Here is a 23288-nt window from a genome sequence, read left to right on the forward strand (position 1 = left end):
CATCATGGAATTTTTCCGCATTCACAAGACGATTCCGTTCATGCACTACAGGCATGTGCTGAATCTGATCTCTCTGGTGAGCTTCATCGTCGCCGTCTTCTGGATCTTTACGCACGGCCTTGCGTTCTCGATCGAGTTCACCGGCGGCACGCAGATGGAGGTCCGCTATCCGTCCGCGGCCAACACCGAACAGGTTCGACAGGACCTCAAGGCCGTCTCCAACGAAGTGCTCGTCCAGACCTTCGGCACGGCCTCCGACATCGTGATCCGCGTGCCGACCAAGCAGGGCTACACCTCGGGCCAGGTGGCCGAGGAGGTCATGAAGGTCATTCACCAGAAGACCCCTGAAGCCCAGCTCACCCGTACCGAATACGTCGGTCCCCAGGTGGGCGAGGAGCTTGCCCGCGACGGCGGCACGGCGCTTGCGCTCGTCGTGGCTGGCATCATGATCTACCTTGCCTTCCGATTCGAATGGAAGTTCTCGGTGGCGGCCATCATCGCCAACCTGCACGACATCTTCATCGTGCTGGGCATCTTCTCGGTGATGCAGTGGGAGTTCTCGCTTCCTGTGCTCGCTGCGGTGCTGGCGGTCCTCGGCTACTCCGTGAACGAGTCGGTGATCATTTTCGACCGCGTCCGCGAGCACTTCCGCACGATGCGTCGCGCCGACACGATGGAGGTCATCAACTCGGCCATTACGGCGACGATTTCGCGTACCGTGATCACGCATACGTCGACGCTCTGCATGACGCTCTCGATGTTCTTCTTCGGCGGTCCGGCGCTGCACTACTTCTCGCTCGCCCTGACGATCGGCATTCTGCTCGGCGTCTACTCCTCCGTCTTCGTCGCGGCGGCCATTGCGCTCTATCTTGGCGTGAAGCGCGAGGACCTCGTGCGTCCGGTCAAGAAGGACGAGGTTGAGGAAATGGTGCCGTAAGGTTGCTGCATCCTGCACCTCAAAATGAACAATGCCGTCCGGGCTTCGTGTTCGGGCGGCATTGTTCGTTATGGCGTTGATGAGATGCCGATCTGAGCCCTTACTTCATGAAGACGAAATAGACGGCCGCCACCAGACAGGCGAAGGCGGCGAAGTGGTTCCAGGCCAGATGCTGCTGAAAGGCGATGACGGAGAAGAGCGTGAAGACTGTCAGGGTGATGACCTCCTGAATGATCTTGAGCTGAATGAGCGAGAAGGGACCGCCGTTGCCCTCGAAGCCGATTCTGTTGGCGGGCACCATGAAGCTGTATTCAAGAAGCGCGATCGCCCAGGAAAAGAGCACGACGGTGTAGAGCGGCCAGTTGCTGATGAGTTTGGCGCTCTGGAGCTTGAGATGGGCGTACCAGGCGAGCGTCATGAAGACGTTCGAGACGAGCAGAAGCCCGACGGTTGCAAAGCCTTTGGAGAGCATGTCGGTCAGATGCTCCGTTCATAGAGTTGCATGAAGACGCCCCTCAGCAGGGAGTCCGTCATGCGGGTGAGCTGTTCGACACCCTCTTCGGGCGTGAGCTTGCGGATGGCCTGAAAGCTCACCTTCTGTTCGGTCATGGCGTCCTGCACGGCTTTCTTCCAGAATTCGGGGCTTTCGCCTTCCTGCCAGTCGCCGCGGCCGCGCCCAAAGTGGGCGACGGCCAGATAAAGGAGCAGGCTTTCCAGCATGAAGTCCTGAGCGGCACGTTCGCTCCAGGAGATGTCGATGCCCTCCTTGCGGTGGCGGGAGTTGTAGATGGTGGCCGCGCCGACGCCGCCGATGGCACCGATGATGCCGCCGAGCAGCGTGCCGAGTCCGAGCGAGAGTCCTGCGCTCGCCATGTCGGCTGCGGCTCCCGCTGCAGCGCCGCCCGCTACGCCCACGCTAGCGCCGACAGCGGCGGCGGGGCCGGGGGAGATGCTGTGCGAGGCCATCTGCCAGTCGGTCTTCATGCGGCGCAGGATTTCGCGAGAAACGCCGCTTCCCGTGAGACCGTTGATTCCGATGAGCTTGTCCGTGAGCGAGCACAGGCTGTCGGCGGCCATGGCCGAGAGTGCGGTCTGGGCGTCCTCAAGCGCCTCGTTGCGCGTCTTGATGAGGCCGATCTGTGAGCCGAAGGAGCGCAGATGGTCCTTGAGCGTGGGAGTCGGGACGAGTTCGTGGGCCTGAAGCAGACGCCACATGTGGCGGGCCATGGCGTCGACGGAGGAGAGGTAGAGGGCGCGGCGGCTGCGTGTCCAGATGTCCCGAAGCGTGTCGAACGTCGAGTGCATCTGAGCGGGCAGCGCCCTGCCGATCGAATCGAACAGCGCCGTTTCCTGCACCCAGCAGCGGGCGAAGGCGTCCATTGGAAGGATGTCCTTCACGAAGGGGTACGGAGCCATGGCCTCTCGCCAAGTGGCGACGTCTGCCTGTTCCTCAGCATGCGTTCTGGGCTTGCCCATTTGGTTGAGCAGCACGATGACGGGTTTGTCTATCCAGGATAGGATCTGCATCTCCGCCGTGATGTATGGGGCTGTCTTGGGCAGGTCCGAGGCGTTGACGAGGTAGAGCACGACGCTGGAGATGTCGCGCACGTGCTTGATGGCCCTCTGGTTGAGCCAGAAGGCCTTGTTTGTCATGCGGTCCCAGATTTCGGAGAGGAACCATCCGATCGGGTTGCTTCGACCTGCAAGGCGCTTGGCGAGCGCGACGGAGTTGCCGAATCCCGGGGTGTCCCAGAGAACAAGCTCGCAGCCTGCCGAATCGCGGGCGAGCACGTAGTCGTCTGTCGTCTCCGTCACGTGGGCGCGGTCGGCGACCTCGCCCACGTCCCGCATCAGCAGGGTGCGGGCAAGCGTGGTCTTGCCGATGTTGGTGTGGCTCACGAGGCTGAGGTGAATGCGGAACTGATCGTGATCGGACATGTTTTCTTCTGCGCGTTTTCGGACTGTTCCTGAATTATCGCACCTGACCTGAAAGGAGCGTGCAGATTCGGTCGACGTCTTCAGGAATGCTCATGTCGGTGGCCAGCGTTCTGAGGCCCCGCTCTGCGGCAAAGGTCTGCCAGAGGGCCGTGCGACTGCCTGCGGCGGGGCTGTCCCTGCCGAAGCGCCTGTTGATGCGTGAAAGATCAAGCACGACGACGGGGGCGGGACTCTGCTTCGAGGTGCACCAAGAGGCTGCCGCATCCATCATGGCCCCGTGCACCTCCACTTCTGGAGTGGAGGACGGGTCGAAGGCAAGAAGCAGGCGGTGGATGATCGCGGGTTTGATGGCGGCGAGAACTTCACTCGTTGTGCCGTCCCAGGCACTGTCGGCCAGCAGGTCGACGTCTCCTGAGCCGGGCTCGGCAGTCTTGAGCTTTGCCTTGAAGTCATGCCAGCGTGCGGGAAGGCCGTCGACCGAATCCGTGCTGTCGACGATGACGGTGGTTCTGACAGCGGGAGCGTCGGATACCGAGAGAATGGAACGGTAGTAGGGAGACTCAAGGTCGATGCGGACGCGACGACGGCTTGCTGCGAGCCCGACGGTGCACTTCAGGACGAGCAACAGGCGGGGAAGAATGATTGCGAGTGCAAGCAGGCACATTAGGCGCAGAAGCCATGGTGCGGCGTCGACTGCGGAGGCGGTCTGCGCGTCGAAGGCGAGCGCGGCGACCGCGCTGACGTCGGGCACTGGCGGGCAGAAAGGAAGATGACCGTAAATCGTATTAAGGACGGTGTGGACGGCCTCGGGGTTGTCGGCGAGCCAGGTGCTTTCCCAGCCGACGTGGTAGGCGGTGCCGATGCCGCGTACGGCCATGCCTGCGAGAAGGCCTGAGGCGAACAGGATGGCTGCAATGTGCAGGGCGCGGGCGACAAGCCAGCGGCATTGGGGCAGGAACAGCGCAGTTCCTGCTTCAACGGAGACGGCGGAGGAGCCTGCGGCCTTCAGAAGGCTTCTGGAGAGGAACTCCCTGACGGACAGAGGCCGTCGGGAGATGCCGCTCGGCATCAGGGGCTTGAGAATGATCAGCAGGTAGACCGCAAGGTTCCAGACGATGAGAAGAAGGAGAGGCGGCGAGAGAAGGTTGATCCTTGCACCCTCGGTGGCGAGGTGGTCGGTGAGCATTCCGCTCATCAGGGCGGCAAGACCGAGAATGACGGTCAGCGCGAGGCTTGCGCGGCGAAACGACGTTGTCCCGAACGCATTGGCGGGATCCTCGTGCAGGCGGGCGGCCACAAGCCTGGCTCTCAGGGGGAGAAAGTCTCTTGCGCATACCCCCTCGCCCGCGAGCCTTTTGGCGTCGCGCGTGGCCGCATCCCGGGTTCCGGCACTCCAGCGTCCGTCGCCTCCCGCCCTTTTCTCGAGCATTTCGGCAAAAAGGACGTCGCGGGCATCGCTTTCGGAGAGGTGAACGAATTTTGGGGTGGAGTCGGACATGGTCGGAACTGCTTAGGCAAGGGACAGTGCGGGCCCCGGAGGAACGCTCCGAAAAAGGGCCCGCTTCTGCAGTCATCATGCCACGTCTCGAGGATCGGCGGACGTGGGGAAAGGTCAGGACGGCATGGCGTCGAGAAGCGCCTTGACGGAGGCGGGGATGTCGGGCGTACCGCAGATGGCGGAGACGACGGCGACGCCGTCGACGCCCGACTGCATGACGCTGCCGACGTCGGCAGCCTTGATGCCGCCGATGGCGACCGAGGGACAGGGCGCACGGCTGACGATGTCCGTCAGGCCCGAAAGACCGATTTCGGCAGCCGCATCCTTCTTGGTGGGCGTAGCCCTGTAGGGACCGATGCCGATGTAGTCGACGAGCGCGGGATCCACGCCGAGGCATTCCGACACGTTGGAGACCGAAAGCCCGAGCATCATGTCGGGCGTCATCAGGCGATGGCAGTCTTCAGGCGAGAGATCCGACTGGCCGACATGCACGCCGTGAGCGCCGATGGCGACGGCGACGTCCGCGTGGTCGTTGATGAAGAGCGGCACGTCGTACGGGGCGAGCACCTTGAGGAGCTCCCTGCCGCATTCGGCATAAAGGCGCTTCTTCCAGTTGGGAGCCCTGAGCTGCACGGCCGTGACGCCTGCCGCGGCAGCGGCTTGCGCCGTGCGGACCAAGCCCTCGGAGCCGCCGCAGAGACCGGGATCAAGCACCAGATAAAGACGAAGAGCGCGAAGAACCCTGTAGTTGTCGGACATGACGGACCTCATTCGGCGGATGTGAAGTCGGCGGGCTTGATTAGATGGAGCCCGTCGAGGTAGGCGTTGTGGAAGCTGCCGGGGCCTTCGGACCTTCGGCGGGCTGCTTCGGCGGCCTTCTTCGCCAGAGCACAGGCTGTGGCCGAGGCGGTCAGGCGGTCATCGGAGACGGCACAGAAGGCGGCGACAAGCGCTGAGAGCGAGCAGCCTGTGCCGACGACAAGCGTGGCCATGGGGTCGCCCCCCGTCACGCGTAGCGTACGGACGCCGTCAGTGACGTAGTCCGTTTCGCCCGTGACGACGACGATCGAGCCCGAACTGCCGGCGAGTCGCATGGCACCCTCGACGGCTGCGTCGGACGAGTCCGTGCTGTCGACGCCCTTGCCGCCGGACTTTTCGCCCGCAAGAGCGAGGATTTCGCTGGCGTTGCCGCGAATGACCGTCGGCTGCTTCTCGACGAATTCGCGGATGATGCCGTCGCGCCAGGGAATGCCGCCAGCGGCGACGGGATCGAGCACCCAGGGGCGGCCTGCGGCACGTGCGGCATCAGCCGAGGCATGCATGGCGCGCAGACGTGATGGGTAGGGCGTGCCGATGTTGATCAGGACGCCTCCTGCAATGCCCGCGAAGAAGCCTGCCTCCTCCTCGGCGACCACCATGGCCGGCGAGGCGCCTGCGGCGAGCAGGACGTTGGCGGTGATTTCCTGCACGACTTCGTTCGTGAGGCAGTGAACGAGCGGGCGGGCCGTGCGCAGAAGCTCGAGATGGCGGGCGGCGTCGACGCCCGAAAGCAGGGGTGCGGTCATTTTGCTGAAAAGGCCTAAGCCAAAAGGTTCTGAAGGCTTCATAATACCTGCTTATCCCCAAGCGGATGCCCTTCACAACATTTCGCCAAACAAACGCCCATGCTCATTCATCCTCAGTTCGATCCCGTTGCCTTCAGCCTAGGACCGCTTGCCGTACGCTGGTACGGCCTCATGTATCTGGCGGGCTTCTTCTGCTTCTGGCTTCTCGGCAGGCGCAGAAGTTCCGAACCGTGGCGCGGGATTTCGGGCGAGGATCTGGAGAACCTGCTTTTCTACGGCATCTTCGGCGTCATTCTGGGCGGCCGCCTCGGCTACTGCCTTTTCTATCAGCCTGAGTTCTACCTGTCGCATCCCATGCAGATCCTGCATGTCTGGGAGGGAGGCATGAGCGCTCACGGCGGTCTTCTCGGCGTCATTGCCGTCATGATTCTCTACGGCCGTCTGCATGGAATTTCGTTCTGGACGATTTCGGACTTCGTTGCACCGCTCGCGCCGCTCGGCCTCATGCTTGGGCGCATCGGCAACTTCATCAACGGAGAGCTCTGGGGGCGTCCCGCTGATGCATCGCTTCCATGGGCGATGATCTTCCCTCAGGCGGGCGACGGCGTGCCGCGTCACCCCTCGCAGCTCTACGAAGCCCTCGGAGAGGGGCTTCTGCTTTTCATCCTGCTCTGGTGGGCCTCCTCCAGACCGAGGGCTGCAGGCTTTGTGTCGGGGCTTTTCTGTGCAGGCTACGCCGTGGCGCGCTTTGTGGTCGAATGGTTCCGAGAGCCTGATGCTTTCTTGGGACTGCAGGCGCTGGACCTTTCCAGAGGACAGTGGCTCACGCTCCCGCTCATCGTCCTCGGCATTACCGTGATGGTGTGGGCGGGAAGAAGGAACAGGGCCTGAACGGGCACCAGCATCCTCCATGTCTGAAAACGAAGCAGCCGCCCGGATTCCATTGGAATACGGGCGGCTTGCTACAGGATTGCCACAGGAGGGACTGTGAATGTCACGTTCACGATAATTCTGGTGATCTAGCTCCAACGAATGGGACGGGTGCGCCAATCAGCGTGAACAACTTGCGGCGATTCTTCGTGATCTCTCGAGATGCTCAGTTCGAGCAGGATGCCTTCAGGCTAAAGAAGGTTTCTGACGATGAAGGCAAATTCCTCCTTCTCGACGGGCGTGATCGAGAGGCGATTGCCCTTCTGAAGCACTCGCATGCCCGCCAGCTCGGGCTCTTCCCGAAGACGTCCGATTTCGACGACGGGGCACTTGAAGAGGGCTTCGACATCAAGCGTGAGCCAGCGGGGATTCTCCTTCGTGCTCTTGGGGTCGTAGTACTCGCTTTCAGGATCGAACTGCAGCTCGTCAGGGTAGACGTCCGAGGCAATTCTGGCGATGCCCGCAATGCCAGGCTTGGCACAGCTCGAGTGGTAGAAGAGCACAGCGTCGCCGATCGTCATGTCGTCGCGCATGAAGTTCCTGGCCTGATAGTTTCGGATGCCGAACCAGGAGACCCTGCGGCCGGGAGCGGCGAGCGCGTCGTCGATGGAGCACTCGCCGGGTTCGCTTTTCATGAGCCAGAAGCGACTGGCGGTGCGCAGGAGGTCTTCCGTAACGGTCGTGTTGTTCATGGGGGATCTGCCTAGCAAAACGGGCAGTCCCTTCGAGAAGGACTGCCCGTGAAAAAAGGGACCTGCAGCGGGGCTGGACTACGTTACCTGAACCGGAAGTTCAGGGCGGTCGGCTCCGGAGCGGAACGGGCAGGACAACGCGTGTTCTGCACACTATCGGCTCTCGAGTCTGCCAACCTAATGGGTTTAGCATTGGTTCTAGGAACATTGGAGCCCGGTGCTCACCGCTACAGGGTTGAATTCATTGTAGCGGATTTGAGCTGCAGCGTGGGAGGTCGTTGCAATTTGATAAGCGGGTGTCAGAGGACGGCGCCGCGGCTCATGTTTGCGTAGATGGCCTGCTCGCACTGGCGGCAGAGGCGCTCGATTGCCTCCGTGGTCTCCGCGTCCGGCCCCGAGGCCTGCAGGGGTGCCGCAACGGGAGCGGGACGGGACTCAAGTTCCGCTATGCGGGCCTTGAGACGGGCAATCTCGGCGTCCTTTTCCGCTGCGGAACGCTGGGCGTCCGTGGAGTTCTTCTGGACGTTCTTGTTGGCCTCGTAAGCGACTTCAAGCGCCGCGAGCACGGCGATCTGATCCTGATTGATCACCTTTCCCCCCTCCCGGATGGCCTTCATCTGCTTGTCGACGATGTCGGCGCAGCGCTGGATGAGGGCCTCCTCGCCCGTGCTGACGGCAAGGCGGTAGGAGCGGCTGTAGATGTTGACGGTTACTTCAGGCATGACGTTCTCCTTCAGAGCCGCGGATCGCCGCTGCGGGAGGCGCTGAAGAGCGCCTCGACCTTGCGCCGCATGTCTTCAAGGCGGTGCTTCGTCTGGGCGAGCTCGGCCTCGCGGGAGGCGAGTTGGGAGGCCAGACGCCTGCTTTCCGATCTTTCGTGCTCGAGGCGCGCAATGAGCTGCGCCACGAGGGCCTGCAGGCGTTCAATCTGAGGATTCATGATGATGCTCCTCGTGAAAACGGATCAGTGCTGGGCGGCGACGCCGGGATCAACCTGAGGGGCGCGGGGCTCGAACGTATCCGTCGTGCCGAGGATCATCTGGTCGGCCTGCTCCTCGTCGGGCATCGGGTCGGATGTCCAGTGGTCCACGCGGCCGTCTTCATTGAACCAGACGGTGAGCTTGCGCAACTGGCGGTCGTCGTTGCCGCGAAGCAGATAGTAGATGTAGTCCCAACGGTAGGGGTGGAACTGGTCGCGCAGAAGCGGAATGCCAAGGAGGAACTGCACCTGCGGCTGGGTCATGCCCTTTTCAAGCTGCAGAACCATTTCACTCGTGATCAGGTTGCCCTGATGAACGTCGGCACGATAGGGCTGCAGGAATTCAGGGACGACGCTGCGGGGGCTGTCCCAAGCTTCGGAAACCGTATTGCAGCCGGTCAGGACCAGCGCTGCAGTCATCCCCAGAGCAGCAAGAGAGAATCTGTTGGCAAGCATAAAAAATCCAGTGAACGGTGTTGCGGTGTGCAGAAGTTACACCAACCTCGTATGATAACGGGTAAATGAACTTTTGAAGGGACGGACTAACGTGAACGATACGTCTGGAAACCAAACCTCGGAACTGAAGAACGCCGGCCTCAAGGCCACGGCGGCCAGGCTCAGGATTCTTGAGCTCTTTCAAAAGCGTGCCGAGGAAAAGAACGGTGAACGCCGTCACATCTCCGCCGAAGACCTTTACAAGGAGCTGGTGAGCACAGGAGTGGACATCGGTCTTGCGACCGTCTACCGCGTTCTCGCCCAGTTCGAGCAGGCGGGTCTCATCGTCAGACACCATTTTGACACGGATCGGGCCACGTACGAGCTTGAGGACGGCGGGCATCATGACCATCTCGTCTGCCTGCAGTGCGGAAAGGTGGTGGAGTTTGTTGCTCCCTCCATTGAGAAGGAGCAGGCCGCCGTCGCCAAGCGCTATGGGTACGAGCTCAGCGACCATACGATGGTGCTCTACGGACTTTGCGCGGACTGCCGCAAGAAAAGTGCGGGCTGACGCAGCATCCGTTGGTGCGCAGGCCTTGAGCGGACCTTCCTGAGAGGGTCCGCTTTTTGCGTTTGCTGGACCAGAATGCGAAAAAGCCCTTGAAAACGTCGTTTTCAAGGGCTTTGGAATTCTGGTGCGCGATACTGGTTTCGAACCAGTGACCCCTGCCGTGTGAAGGCAGTGCTCTACCGCTGAGCTAACCGCGCGTCGAGAATTTGAATTATACGGATTTTTCCGGGTTTTGCAAGAGTGGCTGGAAAAGAAATACCGCAAATGTGGTATACGGGTGCTCAATAGCTCGGAGCGGGGCGCGTGCCGGCCGCGACTTCGCAGCCCATGTTCGCAAGCTCGTCCGCCTTTTCGTTGCCCGGGTCGCCCGCGTGTCCCTTCACCCAGCGCCATTCGATGTCGAACTGCGAGGTAAGTTCGTCAAGCTGCTGCCAGAGCTCCGCATTCTTGACTGGCTTCTTGTCGGCGGTTCGCCAGCCGTTGCGCTTCCAGCCGTGGATCCACTTCGTGATGCCGTCCTTCACGTAGGAACTGTCGGTGTGGATGATGATCGGGCACTTGCGGCGCAGAGCCGAGAGCGCCGAGATGACGGCCGTGAGTTCCATCTGGTTGTTGGTCGTGAGCTTGCTGCCGCCGTACATTTCCCGGGTATGCGCGCCCCAGACCATGTAGGCGCCCCAGCCTCCGATGCCGGGGTTGCACTTGCAGGCGCCGTCGGTCCAGATTTCCAGTGTCTTTTCGGTTTGCTGTGCCATGTGAGGATGTTGCGGAACGGTTGAGAAAGCAGACAGTGTACCGTCAGTTGCCGTGTCCCGCCTGCCGTCTGGCCTCCTTGGGAACGGGGAGCGGCGAGCCCGCCGTCAGGATGTCGAGCGGACTCTTCATCGGCAGGCGTCCGACGAGCTTCATGCCTGGCAGGCGCTTGACGGCGCAGAGCACGATCAGGTTGGCGCAGTGCGGCGCCCAGCGGTCACCCGCCTTGTCAAGCCATTTCCAGCGTTCGAAGTTCCTGAGGCTATGGCAGCTCGGTGAATAGACGCCGAAGCGCCCACGGTCGATTTCGAATCCCAGAAGCGTGAGCCAGTCCTTGAGGCGGTAGAGCGGAACGGGTGAGGTGTGTGTCGGCAGGTAGGGCCTCAGGCCTGCGCCGACGGCCTTCTGGCGCATCCACCAGAGGCTCAGGGGATTGAAGACCGTCAGGATAAGCCTGCCTTCGGGCACTAGCACGCGAGCCGCTTCGCGAAGTGTCTGGTGTGCGGAGGGCGCGAAGTCAAGCGCATGAGGAAGCGTCACCAGATCAAGCGATTCGGCGGGAAAGGGTAGCCATCCGCTTTCGGCCTGCACGGTTTGCAGGGTGGGACGAAGAAGCCTGTTGTCGAGTTCGTCGTAGCTTTCACTCGTGAGCCACTGCGAAGTGATGCCGTTCGCTCTCAGCGTGTCGAGCTGAGGTGCGCCGACTTGCAGGGCCTCTCTGCCGAAGGCGTCGGCCGAAAACTCGTCGTACTGGGAGGACTCCCACGCATGCAGGGTCTCGCCCTGCGGCGTCTTCAGAAAGTCGGCAAAGGAAAAGCTGTTCATGGCTGCTGTGCGGATCGGGCGCATCTCTGCGTGAATGTGTATCTCATTGTGCCTGAAGAGGCGCTCCGGCATTGTAAATTCAATACGATTGATAAAATCGACTAATTGTCGATGCAAGACACGCTCCTGCCCATTTTTTTGCGCCATGATCAGACCGCTTCAGATTCGTCCGTTTCTGCTGAAAACGCTGCCCCTTCTTAGTCTCGGATTCACCTTTCTGCTTTTCGAGCCCGCAGCGGGCATTCCGAAGGCGGCTGCGGCTGCAGGCGTGCCTGCGGCCGACGAGGCTGCGACCGTTGCGCAGGCGGCTTCGGACGAGCCTGTCGGCACGGTTGAGGCACTCGGTCCTCCTGTTGACGTCTGGGACCGCATCCGTCGAGGCTATGCCATGCCTGCCCTTGAGAACGACAAGGTCGATCGCTGGCTCGAGTACTACCGCCGCAAGCCTGACTATTTGAACCGCATGTTCGAGCGCTCGGGGCGCTACCTCTATCACATTCTTGAGGAGGGCGAGAATCGTGGCATGCCCACGGAGCTTGCGCTCCTGCCGTTCGTGGAAAGCGCATTCCAGCCCGAGGCGCTTTCGCGCGCCAAGGCTGCAGGCCTCTGGCAGTTCATGCCTGCGACGGGCACGCACTACTCTCTGGAGCAGAATCTCTGGCGTGACGACAGGCGCGACGTGCTTGAGAGCACGCGCGCAGCGCTCGACTACTTCGAATATCTTTACGGTATGTTCAGTGACTGGCATCTGGCGCTCGCCGCCTACAATTGGGGCGAGGGAAGCGTGCAGCGTGCCATTCGCCGCCAGCAGGCGAGGAAGCGCCCTGCCGACTACCAGCATCTCCGCATGCCCAATGAAACGGCCAACTATGTACCCAAGCTCGAGGCCATCAAGCGCATTGTGACCGATCCCTCGAAGTACGGCGTGAAGTTGCCCGACGTGGGCAACGAGCCCTTCTTCGTCACGGTGACGAAGCCGCGCGACATTGACACCGAAACGGCCGCCGAGCTCGCGGGAATGCCGCTCAAGGAGTTCCGCCAGCTCAATCCCAGTTTCAAGCTGCCCGTGATCGTTGCCTCGCACAACAACGTGATGCTGCTTCCTGCCGACAAGGTCGACGAGTTCATCGACAATCTTGCAAGCTGGATGGACGGTGGCCAGCCGCTCTCGCGTTGGACGACCTACAAGTTGCAGGAGGGCGAGACGCTTGCCTCAGTCGCCGAAGCTGCAGGGATGACCGAGGACGAGCTTCGGGATGTGAACGGCATTCCGAAGGGCCGTCGCGTGCTCGCCAACTCCACGCTTCTTGTGAGGGCGAACGCAGATGATCAGACGGACATTGCGGCCGAGACAGCCGATGCAAAGCTCCGCCTGTCGCCTCTCACCACCTGGCGTCGCGTGACCTACCGCGTGCGAAAGGGAGACACGCTCTCGGGCATCGCTCGTCGCTGGCACATCACGAAGAAGTCCATCGTTCAGGCCAACCGCCTGCGTTCGCAGAACCTGCGCGTTGGCCAGCGCCTGATCCTGACGGTGCCCAACGTCGAGCGTGCGCCGATCCGCACCGTGAGCACGGACAGTGGTGCCAAGCATGTCATTCATGCCGTGAAGGCAGGCGAGACGCTCGGATCCATCTCGCGCCGGTACGGGGTGTCGACGGCCATCCTTAGAGCCACAAACCGCATCAGCGGCAACACCATCAGGGCGGGCCAGCGCCTGCGCATCCCGACCGTGGCATCGGTTGAGGAGTCCGATGTCCGCGTGCACACCGTGCGAAAGGGTGACACTCTCTCCGAAATCGCCGATCACTACGACGTGTCCGTGGTTCGCCTCAAGCGTGCCAACCGCCTGACGGGCAATGCACTCCGAGTGGGGCAGAGGCTTGAGATTCCAACGGGTTCCGAGCCCAAGGCGCCTGCAGTGCAGCCGAGCCGCGCCGACGAGTCGCCCGAGGCTGGACTTTATCGGGTGAAGTCCGGCGACACGCTCTATGAAATCGCGGGCCGCTTCGGCGTCTCCGTCAATGCCCTCAAGGCCGTGAACGGGCTTTCGGGCTCCTCGCTTCGCGCGGGGCAGAAGCTCGTCATTCCCGCAACTGCGAAAACCCAGCCCTCCAGAGCTGATTCTCAGCCCGCAGGTTCTGCTCAGGCTCAGGACACGGTCTATCGCGTGAAGTCGGGCGACACGCTTTCGAGCATAGCGAGCCGCTTCGGAACTTCGGTGCGGATCCTGAAGGATCTCAACGGCCTTCGTTCCAACAGGTTGAGCGTCGGACAGCGCATCAGACTGCCGTAGGCGAGGACCGAACGGCCTACCCAACGCAGGGGAGGGCGCGGTTCTTTTCGAGCCGCCCGAAAGTCCCTACAATAACCGCACTCCCGTTCCGGCTAGGCAAACGTGCCGGAAACGATGCTTGAACCCCGTCGTCCGTCCCTCTTGAGGAGCGGACGGCCCTGAAGAAGTGAGACTGATTATGGGATTTCTGAACGGCAAGAAGCTTCTGATCACTGGCGTGATCTCCAACCGCTCGATTGCGTACGGCATTGCCAAGGCCTGCCGCCTCGAGGGCGCCGAGCTCGCCTTCACCTATGCCAACGAACGCTATCGCGAGCGCATCGAGGGGCTGGCCGCTGACTTTGACAGTAAGCTCGTCTATCGCATGGATGTCGGCAGCGACGAGGACATCGCTGCGGTCGTTGAAGAACTCGGCAAGGCCTGGGGCGGCCTTGACGGCTTTGTGCACTCGATCGGCTTTGCGCCGCGCGAGGCCATCGCGGGCGACTTCCTCGAGGGCCTCTCCCGCGAGTCCTTCAAGATCGCCATGGACATCTCGGCCTACTCCTATCCTGCGATGGCCAAGGCCTTCCTGCCGCTCATGAAGGGCCGTCAGGCATCCGTCCTCACGCTGACCTACCTCGGCAGCGAGCGCGTCGTTCCCAACTACAACACGATGGGCCTTGCCAAGGCGGCACTCGAGTCGAGCACCCGCTATCTGGCCGCCAGCCTCGGCAGGGAGGGCATTCGCGCGAACGCCATCTCCGCAGGTCCCATCAAGACGCTTGCCGCTTCCGGCATTCAGGACTTCGGCAAGCTTCTGCACGTGATGGAGCAGGCAGCGCCGCTCGGCCGCACTGTGACGACGGAGGAAGTCGGCAACACGGCCGCCTTCCTGCTGTCCGACCTCGCAAGCGGTCTGACGGGCGACGTCGTCTACGTCGATGCGGGCTTCCATGCCATGGGCGCCGCGATGATCGAAGTGGAAAAGTAAGCGCAGTTTATTGACAGTGCACCTGAGCGGGGATCGATCCAGAGTCGGTTCCCGCTTTTTGTGCTTTATTTTTGATCACATGCAGGGTTATAGTGCTTCTGATTGTGGTCCCAATTTACGCATTCCCATGCCCATGACATCTGCATTCAAGAAAGTAGCGGTCTTCGTCAAGCCGACCGAGATCATGGTCGTGCCGCTTCAGGCGCTGATCAAGGTGATCGAGGCCTGCGGCGCGGAGGTCTTCCTCTGCGAGCGCAGCGCCGCATCGCTGAAGGGACGGAGCAACCGTCCCGGTCATCCGAGGGCCGAACTCGGCGCCATGTGCGACCTTGCGATCGTGCTCGGCGGCGACGGTACGATGTTGGGCGTTGCTCGTGATCTGGCGGGCTTCGACATTCCGATCATCGGTGTCAACGCGGGGCGTCTCGGCTTCATCACGGACATCGTGCTTGAGGACATGGAGACGATTCTGCCACAGGTGCTAGCGGGACGCTACACGCGCGACGTGCGCCGCATGCTCGCGGGCGAGGTCGTGCGCAAGGGCAAGTCGATCTTCTCGGGCATTGCCGTCAACGACGTCGGCATCAGCCACGGCCGTGCAGGCGGCATGGTCGAGTTCGTGATCTACGTGAACGGGCAGCAGATGTCGAGCCAGTCGGCCGACGGCATCATCTGCTCGACTTCGACGGGGTCCACGGCCTATTCGCTCGCCGCAGGCGGTCCGATCCTGCATCCGTCTCTTCAGGGGCTGTGCCTCGTGCCCGTCGCGCCGCACACGCTCTCGAACCGCCCCATCGTGCTCCCAGCAAACGTGGCGATCGACATCGAGCTCACGAACGCGCGAGATGCAGTCGCCTACTGCGACATGCAGGAGTTCTTCGACGTGCAGCCCGGCGACGTACTCAAGATCCGTCCGACCGAGATGACCATGACGATGCTTCATCCTGCGGGATACGACTACTTCGATCTGCTGCGCCGCAAGCTCAAGTGGAACTTCATGCCCACGAGCGTGAAGAGGCGCACGAATTCCTCGGGAAGCTGATAGAGTAGCTCCTTCAATACTGCTTCCGGAGATACGCCTTCATGCTGACTGCCTTGAGTCTTAGAGACTTTGTGATCGTCGAGTCCCTGAGTCTGGATGTCCGGCGGGGCTTTACAGTCCTGACGGGTGAAACCGGCGCCGGCAAGTCCATTCTCATCGACGCCCTGCAGCTGATTCTTGGTGGTCGGGCGGATGCCGGCGTCGTCCGTGAGGGTGCTGAGCGCACGAACATCGTGGCGGAGTTTCAGCCGCCTGAGAGCGCCCGAAAATGGCTTGCGGCCAACGAGCTTGAAACGGGCGACGACATGCTGATGATCCGCAGGACGGTCGACGTCAAGGGACGCTCCCGCGCCTGGGTGAACGGCGTCTCGGTGGCGGCTTCCCAGCTGAGGGAACTCGGCGAAACGCTCATTGACGTACATGGGCAGCATGCGCATCAGTCGCTTCTGAAGCCCGCCTATCAGCTCAAGCTTCTGGACGATCATGCAGGTACGTTCGTGGAACTCTCTGCCGTCAGAGAGGCCTTCAACGTCTGGCAGAAGGCCCGGCGCGCTCTTGATGACGCGACGGCCAACGCCGATGCGATTGCGGAAAAGGCCGAGCGCCTCGCCTGGATGATCGAGGATCTGGAGGCACTGTCGCCAAGAGGCGGCGAATGGGAGTCCCTCAATGAGGACCACAGGCGCCTTTCGCACGGCGTTGCGATTGCCGAGGGTTTGAACGAGGTGCTCGGAACCCTGACGGAGGATGGAGAGTCCGCTTCCGCCATGCTTTCCTCGGCACACGCAAAGCTCTCTTCGCTGAGCCGCTACGATGCCAAGCTTGCTTCAGTTGCTGAAACGCTCTCGACGGGCATAGACCTCATTGAGGAGGCGGCACGTGACGCCGCCCGTTATCTCGACCGTGCCGATCTGGACGGCGAACGCTTTGCCGAGGTTGATCGCCGCGTCTCCCACTACTACGAGCTTGCCCGTAAGTTCAGGACGGAGCCAGAAAGCCTGCACGAGCTGCTCGAAAAAAGCCGGTCGGAACTCAAGGTGCTGACGGGCGCCAAGGACGTCGAGGCTCTGCGAAAGGCGGAGGCATCGGCGCGCGGTTCTTATGACGTTGCGGCGGCAAGGCTGTCTGAAGCGCGCAGGCACGGCGCGCTGGCGCTGGGCGAGGCTGTGACGGCTCAAATGCAGCGTCTGGCGATGAAGGGGGCCCGTCTGGAGATCGCGCTTGTGAATCAGCCACCTAGTGCATCGGGGTCGGAGCATTGCGAGTTTCTCATTGCCGGCCACGCAGGCGTTCAGACTCGGCCCCTGATCAAGGTCGCTTCCGGCGGCGAGCTTGCCCGTATCAGCCTTGCCATTGCCGTGATCACGGCGGCCGCCATGCCCGTCCCCACGCTCATTTTCGACGAGGTCGACAGCGGCATTGGCGGCGCAACCGCCGAGGTGGTGGGACAGCTTCTGCACAGACTCGGCGAAAGCCGTCAGGTCCTCTGTGTGACGCATCTGCCTCAGGTGGCTGCGTGCGGTGACAATCACTGGCGCGTGGAGAAACAGTTTACGGGCGAGACCACTCGAAGCAGTCTGCGCGTTCTGACGGCACGGGAGCGCGTGGAGGAGGTGGCCCGCATGCTGGCAGGCATCTCGATTTCCGACAATACGCGTGCTGTTGCGCAGGAAATGCTGCGCGGAGGTGGACATGAATCCTGATGCAACCTTGTCGGCTGTTGTTCTGACCAGAAACAGTTCAGCTCTGCTGGAGAGATGCCTCCAATCTCTGAAGTTCGCCGACGAGCTGATCGTCATTGACGACTTCAGCACGGATGAAACAGCTGAAATATCCGCTCGCTGTGGTGCGAAGGTGGTCAAACATGCCATGAACGGCGACTTTGCGGCTCAGCGTCGGTTCGGGATCGAGCAGTGCGGATGCAAATGGGTTCTGTTCATTGATTCTGATGAGTTGGTATCGGATGAGCTCGCTGAGGAGATCAAGCATGTTCTGCAAGGCGGAGAGAAGGCAGCGTATCTTCTCAAGCGTGAAAACAGTTTTCCACATTACGACATTACTCACGGATCGATGAGGAGCGATTGCGTGCTTCGGCTGTTCCCGAAGGAGGGGCTGAAGGTTGAGGGTCGTGTGCACGAAAAGGTGTCGAGTCCGTTTCCTCACAAAAAACTGCAGGGGACTTTGCTCCATCATCCGTATGAAAACTGGAGCGCGACAATCCGAAAGCTTGACGTCTATACCGAATATCTTGCTGTTCAGCAGGTTGAGAAAAGAAGGAAGACGGGCTTTTTCACGGGCGTCTTCATCAAGCCGACCTGGGCTTTCATTAAGGTCTATTTCTTCAACAAGGGCTTTCTGGACGGGCGCATGGGGGTGATGTTTGCAGTTCACCACGCGTACTACACGTTCATGAAATATGCCAAATACTATCTGTTGGTCAACAGCGGGGGAAAATTTTGATGGATGAGTTGATCTCCATCGTCGTGTCGACTTACAACTGGCCTGAAGCGTTGGACTTGTCCTTGAAGTCACTTTCGGCTCAGACTGATTCGAATTTCGAGATTATTGTCGCTGACGACGGCTCGGGGTGCGAAACTGCTCGGGTTGTTGAGGAATGGTGTCGCAAAAGTCCTGTGAAGGTCATTCATTCCTGGCAGGAGGACAAGGGATTCAGACTGGCTCGTTCCAGAAATGTGGCTGTCACTCGCAGCGCAGGGAAATATCTGATTTTCATGGATGGAGACTGCATCGTCAGGAGCGACTTTGTTGCGATGCACAGAATGCTTGCGGAACGGCATTCTGTTCTGGCCGGACAGCGGATTCTGCTTGCCGAGGCGTTTTCACAGGAATGCCTGATTTCTGGAAATCTGGCGTGGTGTGAGTCGATTTCGAAGCTGAGAGAGCTTGCGCGGAATAGAGCTGTCAACCGCTGGCAATCAGCCGTATCTTTGCCTCTTGGTTTCTTTAGAAAGGCTCGTCCGAATCGCTGGCAATTGCTTCGCGGATGCAATTGGTCGCTTCACCGAGAGGATTTTCTCGCCGTGAAGGGACAGGACGAGGCATTTGAAGGCTGGGGTTACGAAGACTCCGACATGGCGATACGCCTCATCAACAACGGTTGCTTGATCAAGTGGGCGGGATTTACCTCTCCCTGCTTCCATCTGTGGCACAAGAATGCCGACAGAACGATGTCGCCGGAGAACCTATCCCGTCTCGAAACAGTCAAAAGAATGAAAAAAGTCCTTCCTAACAAGCCGATGCAGGAAAGCTACGACTGATAGGCAGATGTGGTCAGTGATTAAGACTGCGTGTCAACGCTGACAGAACTTCGTCAAGCGAGGGCCATCCGTCCGTATTGTTGCCAAGGCAGACGGCCTTGCTGTTCCAAGGACGGGTTCGGGCGGGGTCGGTGACGCCGAGGAGCGTGATCTGATTGGCGCTGACGGCGGCAGCGACATGGCTGATGCCCGAGTCATTGGCAATGACGATGCGGGCGCGCTTTGCCAGAGCCGCATAATTGCCCAGCGTGGTGGGCGGAAGAATTCTGGCGTTCGGACAGGCCGCATGGTTGGCTTCCTCTTCACGCACGGAGGGGAAGACGATGGGTTCTATGCCCATGTCGCGAAGCGGTCCGCAGAGTTCGTTGAAGTGCTTCCACTGCTTTTCCTTGCCATGATGCAGGCCGCGGGCAATCGGAGCGAGCAGTGCGAAGTTTTCGGGAATGTCGTGTTCGGCCATCAGGTTGCGTGCGGCGGCCTCGTGGCGGGCAAGCAGTCTCATGCCGAGTTCTTCAGGAACGGAATCCCAGGCAGGGGTGCCGCCCCAAGCCTTGATTGCTCCGTGGGCAAGACGGAAAAACCGCTCCACTTCATGCATGGTGCCGGGCTCTTCAACGACTTTGTCCAACAGAAAGCGGCGGCCATCCGTAGGAAAGCCCGCGTTGCGCACGCGCCCGATGGAGAAAAGCAGGGCCGAACTGAAGGAATTCGGAAAAAGCAGCCCCAGAGGACGCGGACCGAGATGATTGCTGATGTAGCGGATTCGATGCAGATCCTCGGTGACGTGCCCCTCAATGGGGTCGAACCTCCAGCCCATGCCGGACATCAGGTCCTCCGCCCAACGCTTGCCCGTCAGCATGGGTGTGAAGCCGCTGGCCTCCAGAAGGCGAAGGGCGGGGAGAGTCATGCAGCAGTCACCAACATGATTGGGCAGACGGCAGAGAACGTTAGGCATTTGCGTAAAACCCGAATTGAGAAAATACAATGAGCGTAGTTATTGTATATGGTCAGCCTGTATGATGAGATCCTTGCGCGGTATTCTCCCGAAGCGGGAGTGCGGACGGTTGAGGATGCCGCGGGCGTTAGTCCGAAGCCTTTCTTGCGGAGAGGCTTTGTCCCTTTTCGGAATTTGAGTTTCAGTTAAAAATGGCAGTCAGTGTTTTCGACATGTTCAAGGTGGGCATCGGCCCCTCGTCTTCGCATACGGTGGGACCGATGCGTGCGGGGCATGCCTTTGTCAAGGTGCTCAGGGATCACGGGATGCTGGAGCAGGCAACGTCGCTCAAAATCGAGCTGATGGGAAGTCTCGCTGCGACAGGCAAGGGGCATGGTACGGACACGGCAGCACAGCTGGGACTTCTGGGACGCATTCCCGAAACCATGGATCCAGACGAGGTGTCCGTGCTGATTGGTGACATTCGAGCCTCCCGTCAGCTGAAGCTTGACGGCATGCATGCGGTGGCGTTCGATCCTGAAGCCGACATTGCTTTTCATGCCGACAAGGTTCCCGCCTTTCACACCAATGCCATGGAGTTTTCGGTGTTCGCGGGCGACTCTCTCCTCTATCGGCGCCGTTACTATTCCGTGGGCGGCGGTTTCATCGTGGCCGCCAGAGAGGATGATCCCGAGCAGCCTGTAACGCCCAAGGCGTTTCAGGGCGTGAAGACGAAGCCTTATCCCTATCGTACGGGCGACGAGCTGATGAAGATCGCCAGAGACAACAATCTGACCATTGCCGAGCTGGTGTACCGAAACGAGTGCGTTGACCGCATGCCCGAGGAGGTGGATCGCAGGCTCGACGAGATCTGGCAGGTGATGCACGCCGCCGTCGAGCGCGGCATGCGTCAGACGGAGGTCCTGCCCGGTCCCTTCCGGATTGCTCGTCGAGCGAATGCCCTCATGCAGGACGTGATGCAGCGCACCGATGACCCGCTCGCCGTACTGGACTGGGTGAACGTCTATGCGATGGCCGTGGCCGAGGAAAATGCGGCAGGCGGTCGTGTCGTGACGGCGCCGACCAACGGTGCGGCCGGCGTGATCCCTGCCGTCATCGAGTACTATCTGCGTCACGTTTCGGGCAGTACCATGGAGGGCGTCAGGACCTTCCTGTTGACGGCAGGCGCTGTCGGCATGCTCTACAAGGAAAACGCCTCCATTTCCGGTGCTGAGGTCGGTTGTCAGGGCGAGGTTGGTGTGGCCTGCTCCATGGCGGCTGCGGGTCTGGCGGCCGTCTGCGGCGGCACGGTCGAGCAGATCGAGAATGCGGCTGAAATCGGCATGGAGCACAACCTCGGTCTGACCTGCGATCCCGTGGCCGGTCAGGTGCAGATTCCCTGCATTGAGCGCAACGCCATTGCGGCCGTCAAGGCCATCAACGCGGCTCGCATGGCACTTCGCGGCAACGGTTCCCACTACATCAGCCTCGATCAGGTGATTCGCACCATGATGGCGACCGGACGCGACATGCAGAGCAAGTACAAGGAAACGAGTCTCGGCGGTCTGGCCGTTTCGATCGTCGAGTGCTGATGCATCGAAACTGACTTTCAGGGATATTGACCGCCATGCTGATCGGCGTTTTCTTCGGCATTGCCGCGTGCATGATCTGGGGGTGCGTTTACGTGGCCCCGCTGATCCTGCCGGACTACAGTCCTGTGCACATCGCGATGATGCGCTATCTGGTCTTCGGCATGCTTGCCGCAGGCCTGGCGGTCCCTGAGTGGCGCGAGTTGAAGTCTTATTCGGCGGCGGACTGGCGTAGGGCGCTTGCACTCGGTATTGTCGGAAACATCTTCTACTACTGGTTGCTGGCCGAGGCCTGCCAACGCGCAGGAGCGCCGATTGCAGGCGCCTTCACGGCGCTGATTCCCATCATGGTGGGCGTCATCGGCAACATGAGGGCGGGTGAGAGCGCCGTGCCTTGGCGGCGCATCGTGCCGCCACTGTGCCTGAGCTTCGCAGGGATGGTCTGTCTCAACTGGACGGAGTTCATCTATCTGGTGGGGGACGGACGCGTGACCTCGGGCAACTTCTGGCTTGGCGTAGGCTTTGCGTTCTTCTCCTCAGTGGTCTGGACCTGGTATCCGCTCAGCAACGCCGAATGGCTGCTGTCGCATCCCGGCAAGTCGCCCAAGACGTGGTCGACCGCTCAGGGGCTTGCACTCCTGCCATGCGTCGCCGTCGGGATGGCTCTGCTTGCGGGAGACGGGACGCAGGGGGGCATTCTCGGGCCCAGACCGTGGATGTTCATTGCAACGGTGGTGTTTCTGGGCGTCTGCGCCTCCTGGATCGGCATCGTGCTCTGGAGTTTGATGAGCCAGAGACTACCGCCTGCGCTGGGCGGCCAGATGATCATCTTCGAGACGATCTTTGCCGTGACCTACGCCCACTTGTGGCGAAGCGAATGGCCGACGCCGCTCATGCTGGTCGGTCTGGGGCTTCTTCTGATGGGGGTTACAGCTTCCCTCAAGGTTTTCAGAAAGCCGAGACACACTGCTTCAGGTACCACCTGACCGTAGCGCGCAGCCCTTCGTCAAAGGGGATCATGGGCTTCCATTCCAGCGTTTGACGCAGGCGTCCTGCGTCCAATGCGTAGCGGCGGTCGTGTCCCGGACGGTCGTGGACATGCACGATCGCATCTGCGTGAGGACGGCCGTCGTCGCGCGGCGAGAGTTCGTCGAGCACCGACATCGCGCTCTGCAGGAACTTCAGGTTGCTCATTTCATTGGAGGCGCCGACGTTGTATATGTCTCCCGGTGCCGCCTTTTCCAGAATCATTCGCAGTGCTCGACAGAAGTCGTGTACATGGATCCAGTCGCGGATCTGCTCGCCGTCGCCGTAAACGGGGAGCGTCTTGCCCGCTAGAGCGCGCGTCAGCATGAAGGGCAGAAGTTTTTCCGGGTACTGTCTGGGACCGTAGTTGTTGGTGCATCTCACCGTGACGACGGGCAGGCCGTAGGTTCTGAAGTAGGCGCGTCCGAACTGGTCGGCCGCCGCCTTGCTCGCGGAGTACGGACTGCTTGGATCGAAGGGCGTGGCCTCCGTGTTGGGCGGCGTGTCCACGGTCATGGAGCCGTAGACCTCGTCGGTGGAGATGTTGATGAAGCGGAAGGCGGCCTTCTCCTCATCGTCGAGCGTCAGCCAGTACCGGTGTGCAACACCTAGAAGAACCGTCGTTCCCCTGACGTTCGTGTCGACGAACACCTGAGGGCCGGAAATTGAACGGTCGACGTGGCTTTCGGCGGCGAAGTGTACGACGGCGCGAGGACGGAAGCGGTCGAAAAGATCGGCCACCAGCGCTTCGTCCAGAATGTTTCCTTCGACAAAGCGATGTCTGGGGTCGTGTTCGACGTCTCTGAGGTTGGCCTTGTTTCCTGCATAGGTCAGGGCGTCGAGCGTCAGAATGCTTTCGTCGTGTGACCTGAACCATTCCGTGATGAAGTTTGAGCCGATGAAGCCGGCTCCGCCTGTGACCAACAGCATGTGTGAAAATCCGAGAGAAGAGCGCCGGCTTTTAAAGCGGGTGCGGCAAACCCACTACAATGTGAGCAGTCAATTTTGAGCGCAACGTCGCAGGCAG

The 23288-nt window shown here is 60.9% G+C and carries 24 protein-coding genes and 1 tRNA gene; 11 read left to right on the plus strand and 14 right to left on the minus strand.

Annotated elements, in window-relative coordinates:
- The first annotated feature begins 4 nt into the window (after positions 1–4).
- Positions 5–937, plus strand: a complete 933-nt coding sequence (secF, locus tag HMPREF9465_RS08835; protein ID WP_005436135.1) for a protein translocase subunit SecF — start codon at positions 5–7, stop codon at positions 935–937.
- A 100-nt stretch (positions 938–1037) separates the two neighbouring features.
- Here the strand turns inward: secF and HMPREF9465_RS08840 are convergent, their stop codons facing one another.
- The 5 genes from HMPREF9465_RS08840 to thiM all read right to left on the minus strand — a co-directional run bounded on the left by HMPREF9465_RS08840 (position 1038) and on the right by thiM (position 5938).
- On the minus strand, positions 1038–1409 hold the full coding sequence (locus tag HMPREF9465_RS08840) for a DMT family protein (RefSeq protein WP_005436136.1): 372 nt from the start codon (positions 1407–1409) through the stop codon (positions 1038–1040).
- Positions 1410–1414: 5 nt separating this feature from the next.
- Positions 1415–2875: a GTPase domain-containing protein gene (locus HMPREF9465_RS08845; protein WP_005436137.1), complete on the minus strand. Its 1461-nt coding sequence runs from the start codon at positions 2873–2875 to the stop codon at positions 1415–1417.
- 34 nt (positions 2876–2909) lie between these two features.
- A complete protein-coding gene (locus HMPREF9465_RS08850; protein ID WP_005436138.1) occupies positions 2910–4373 on the minus strand; it encodes a DUF2868 domain-containing protein in 1464 nt (487 codons plus the stop codon).
- Positions 4374–4487: 114 nt separating this feature from the next.
- Complete coding sequence (gene thiE, locus HMPREF9465_RS08855) at positions 4488–5132, minus strand: thiamine phosphate synthase (RefSeq protein WP_005436139.1); 645 nt, start codon at positions 5130–5132, stop codon at positions 4488–4490.
- 8 nt (positions 5133–5140) lie between these two features.
- A complete protein-coding gene (gene thiM, locus HMPREF9465_RS08860; protein WP_038007369.1) occupies positions 5141–5938 on the minus strand; it encodes a hydroxyethylthiazole kinase in 798 nt (265 codons plus the stop codon).
- 99 nt (positions 5939–6037) lie between these two features.
- Between thiM and lgt the strand changes: the two genes are divergently transcribed.
- A complete protein-coding gene (gene lgt / locus HMPREF9465_RS08865; protein WP_005436141.1) occupies positions 6038–6829 on the plus strand; it encodes a prolipoprotein diacylglyceryl transferase in 792 nt (263 codons plus the stop codon).
- A gap of 230 nt (positions 6830–7059) precedes the next feature.
- Here lgt and HMPREF9465_RS08870 read toward each other — a convergent pair whose 3' ends face one another.
- The 4 genes from HMPREF9465_RS08870 to HMPREF9465_RS08885 all read right to left on the minus strand — a co-directional run bounded on the left by HMPREF9465_RS08870 (position 7060) and on the right by HMPREF9465_RS08885 (position 8995).
- Positions 7060–7560 carry an EVE domain-containing protein gene (locus HMPREF9465_RS08870; RefSeq protein ID WP_005436142.1) on the minus strand — a complete coding sequence of 167 codons (501 nt, stop codon included), beginning with the start codon at positions 7558–7560 and terminating at the stop codon, positions 7060–7062.
- Between the two features lie 299 nt (positions 7561–7859).
- On the minus strand, positions 7860–8282 hold the full coding sequence (locus HMPREF9465_RS12480) for a cell division protein ZapA (RefSeq protein WP_005436143.1): 423 nt from the start codon (positions 8280–8282) through the stop codon (positions 7860–7862).
- Positions 8283–8293: 11 nt separating this feature from the next.
- Entirely contained in the window at positions 8294–8500 is a 207-nt protein-coding gene (locus HMPREF9465_RS08880; RefSeq protein ID WP_005436144.1) for a hypothetical protein, read from the minus strand.
- 24 nt (positions 8501–8524) lie between these two features.
- Positions 8525–8995 carry an outer membrane protein assembly factor BamE gene (locus HMPREF9465_RS08885; RefSeq protein ID WP_005436145.1) on the minus strand — a complete coding sequence of 157 codons (471 nt, stop codon included), beginning with the start codon at positions 8993–8995 and terminating at the stop codon, positions 8525–8527.
- Positions 8996–9086: 91 nt separating this feature from the next.
- Here HMPREF9465_RS08885 and fur point away from each other — a divergent pair, with 91 nt between their 5' ends.
- Positions 9087–9545: a ferric iron uptake transcriptional regulator gene (fur, locus tag HMPREF9465_RS08890; RefSeq protein WP_005436146.1), complete on the plus strand. Its 459-nt coding sequence runs from the start codon at positions 9087–9089 to the stop codon at positions 9543–9545.
- Positions 9546–9667: 122 nt separating this feature from the next.
- Here fur and HMPREF9465_RS08895 read toward each other — a convergent pair.
- From HMPREF9465_RS08895 to HMPREF9465_RS08905, 3 genes are all read right to left on the minus strand, one after another.
- Positions 9668–9742, minus strand: a tRNA-Val gene (locus tag HMPREF9465_RS08895).
- A gap of 84 nt (positions 9743–9826) precedes the next feature.
- On the minus strand, positions 9827–10300 hold the full coding sequence (rnhA, locus tag HMPREF9465_RS08900) for a ribonuclease HI (protein ID WP_005436147.1): 474 nt from the start codon (positions 10298–10300) through the stop codon (positions 9827–9829).
- Between the two features lie 43 nt (positions 10301–10343).
- Positions 10344–11123 (minus strand): class I SAM-dependent methyltransferase, encoded by a 780-nt coding sequence (locus tag HMPREF9465_RS08905; RefSeq protein WP_038007447.1) that lies wholly within the window; start codon positions 11121–11123, stop codon positions 10344–10346.
- Positions 11124–11268: 145 nt separating this feature from the next.
- On the opposite strand from HMPREF9465_RS08905, the gene HMPREF9465_RS08910 reads away from it, so the two are divergent.
- The 6 genes from HMPREF9465_RS08910 (at position 11269) to HMPREF9465_RS08935 (ending at position 18712) form a co-directional block, all read left to right on the plus strand.
- Positions 11269–13419: a LysM peptidoglycan-binding domain-containing protein gene (locus tag HMPREF9465_RS08910; protein ID WP_005436151.1), complete on the plus strand. Its 2151-nt coding sequence runs from the start codon at positions 11269–11271 to the stop codon at positions 13417–13419.
- Between the two features lie 178 nt (positions 13420–13597).
- On the plus strand, positions 13598–14392 hold the full coding sequence (locus tag HMPREF9465_RS08915; protein WP_005436152.1) for an enoyl-ACP reductase FabI: 795 nt from the start codon (positions 13598–13600) through the stop codon (positions 14390–14392).
- A 133-nt stretch (positions 14393–14525) separates the two neighbouring features.
- Positions 14526–15434, plus strand: coding sequence for an NAD(+)/NADH kinase (locus tag HMPREF9465_RS08920; RefSeq protein ID WP_005436154.1), 909 nt, complete (start codon positions 14526–14528; stop codon positions 15432–15434).
- A 41-nt stretch (positions 15435–15475) separates the two neighbouring features.
- Positions 15476–17137, plus strand: a complete 1662-nt coding sequence (recN, locus tag HMPREF9465_RS08925; protein ID WP_005436156.1) for a DNA repair protein RecN — start codon at positions 15476–15478, stop codon at positions 17135–17137.
- A complete protein-coding gene (locus tag HMPREF9465_RS08930) occupies positions 17127–17894 on the plus strand; it encodes a glycosyltransferase family 2 protein (protein ID WP_038007372.1) in 768 nt (255 codons plus the stop codon). Before recN ends, HMPREF9465_RS08930 begins: the two co-directional genes overlap by 11 nt.
- Positions 17894–18712, plus strand: a complete 819-nt coding sequence (locus tag HMPREF9465_RS08935; RefSeq protein WP_005436161.1) for a glycosyltransferase family 2 protein — start codon at positions 17894–17896, stop codon at positions 18710–18712. The genes HMPREF9465_RS08930 and HMPREF9465_RS08935 overlap by 1 nt, the downstream gene beginning before the upstream one ends.
- A 13-nt stretch (positions 18713–18725) precedes the next feature.
- Here HMPREF9465_RS08935 and HMPREF9465_RS08940 read toward each other — a convergent pair whose 3' ends face one another.
- Positions 18726–19619 (minus strand): glycosyltransferase family 9 protein, encoded by an 894-nt coding sequence (locus HMPREF9465_RS08940; RefSeq protein ID WP_196793877.1) that lies wholly within the window; start codon positions 19617–19619, stop codon positions 18726–18728.
- A gap of 239 nt (positions 19620–19858) precedes the next feature.
- Here HMPREF9465_RS08940 and HMPREF9465_RS08945 point away from each other — a divergent pair, with 239 nt between their 5' ends.
- Together HMPREF9465_RS08945 and HMPREF9465_RS08950 are read left to right on the plus strand one after the other, a co-directional pair.
- Positions 19859–21238, plus strand: a complete 1380-nt coding sequence (locus HMPREF9465_RS08945) for an L-serine ammonia-lyase (RefSeq protein WP_005436165.1) — start codon at positions 19859–19861, stop codon at positions 21236–21238.
- A gap of 35 nt (positions 21239–21273) precedes the next feature.
- A complete protein-coding gene (locus HMPREF9465_RS08950; RefSeq protein WP_005436166.1) occupies positions 21274–22221 on the plus strand; it encodes a DMT family transporter in 948 nt (315 codons plus the stop codon).
- Here the strand turns inward: HMPREF9465_RS08950 and rfbB are convergent.
- Positions 22184–23191, minus strand: a complete 1008-nt coding sequence (rfbB, locus tag HMPREF9465_RS08955) for a dTDP-glucose 4,6-dehydratase (RefSeq protein ID WP_005436168.1) — start codon at positions 23189–23191, stop codon at positions 22184–22186. The two genes, HMPREF9465_RS08950 and rfbB, sit on opposite strands and share 38 nt — an antisense overlap.
- Between the last annotated feature and the right edge of the window lie 97 nt (positions 23192–23288).

Origin of the sequence: Sutterella wadsworthensis 2_1_59BFAA, assembly GCF_000297775.1 — a bacterium.
Lineage (GTDB): Bacteria > Pseudomonadota > Gammaproteobacteria > Burkholderiales > Burkholderiaceae_F > Sutterella > Sutterella wadsworthensis_A.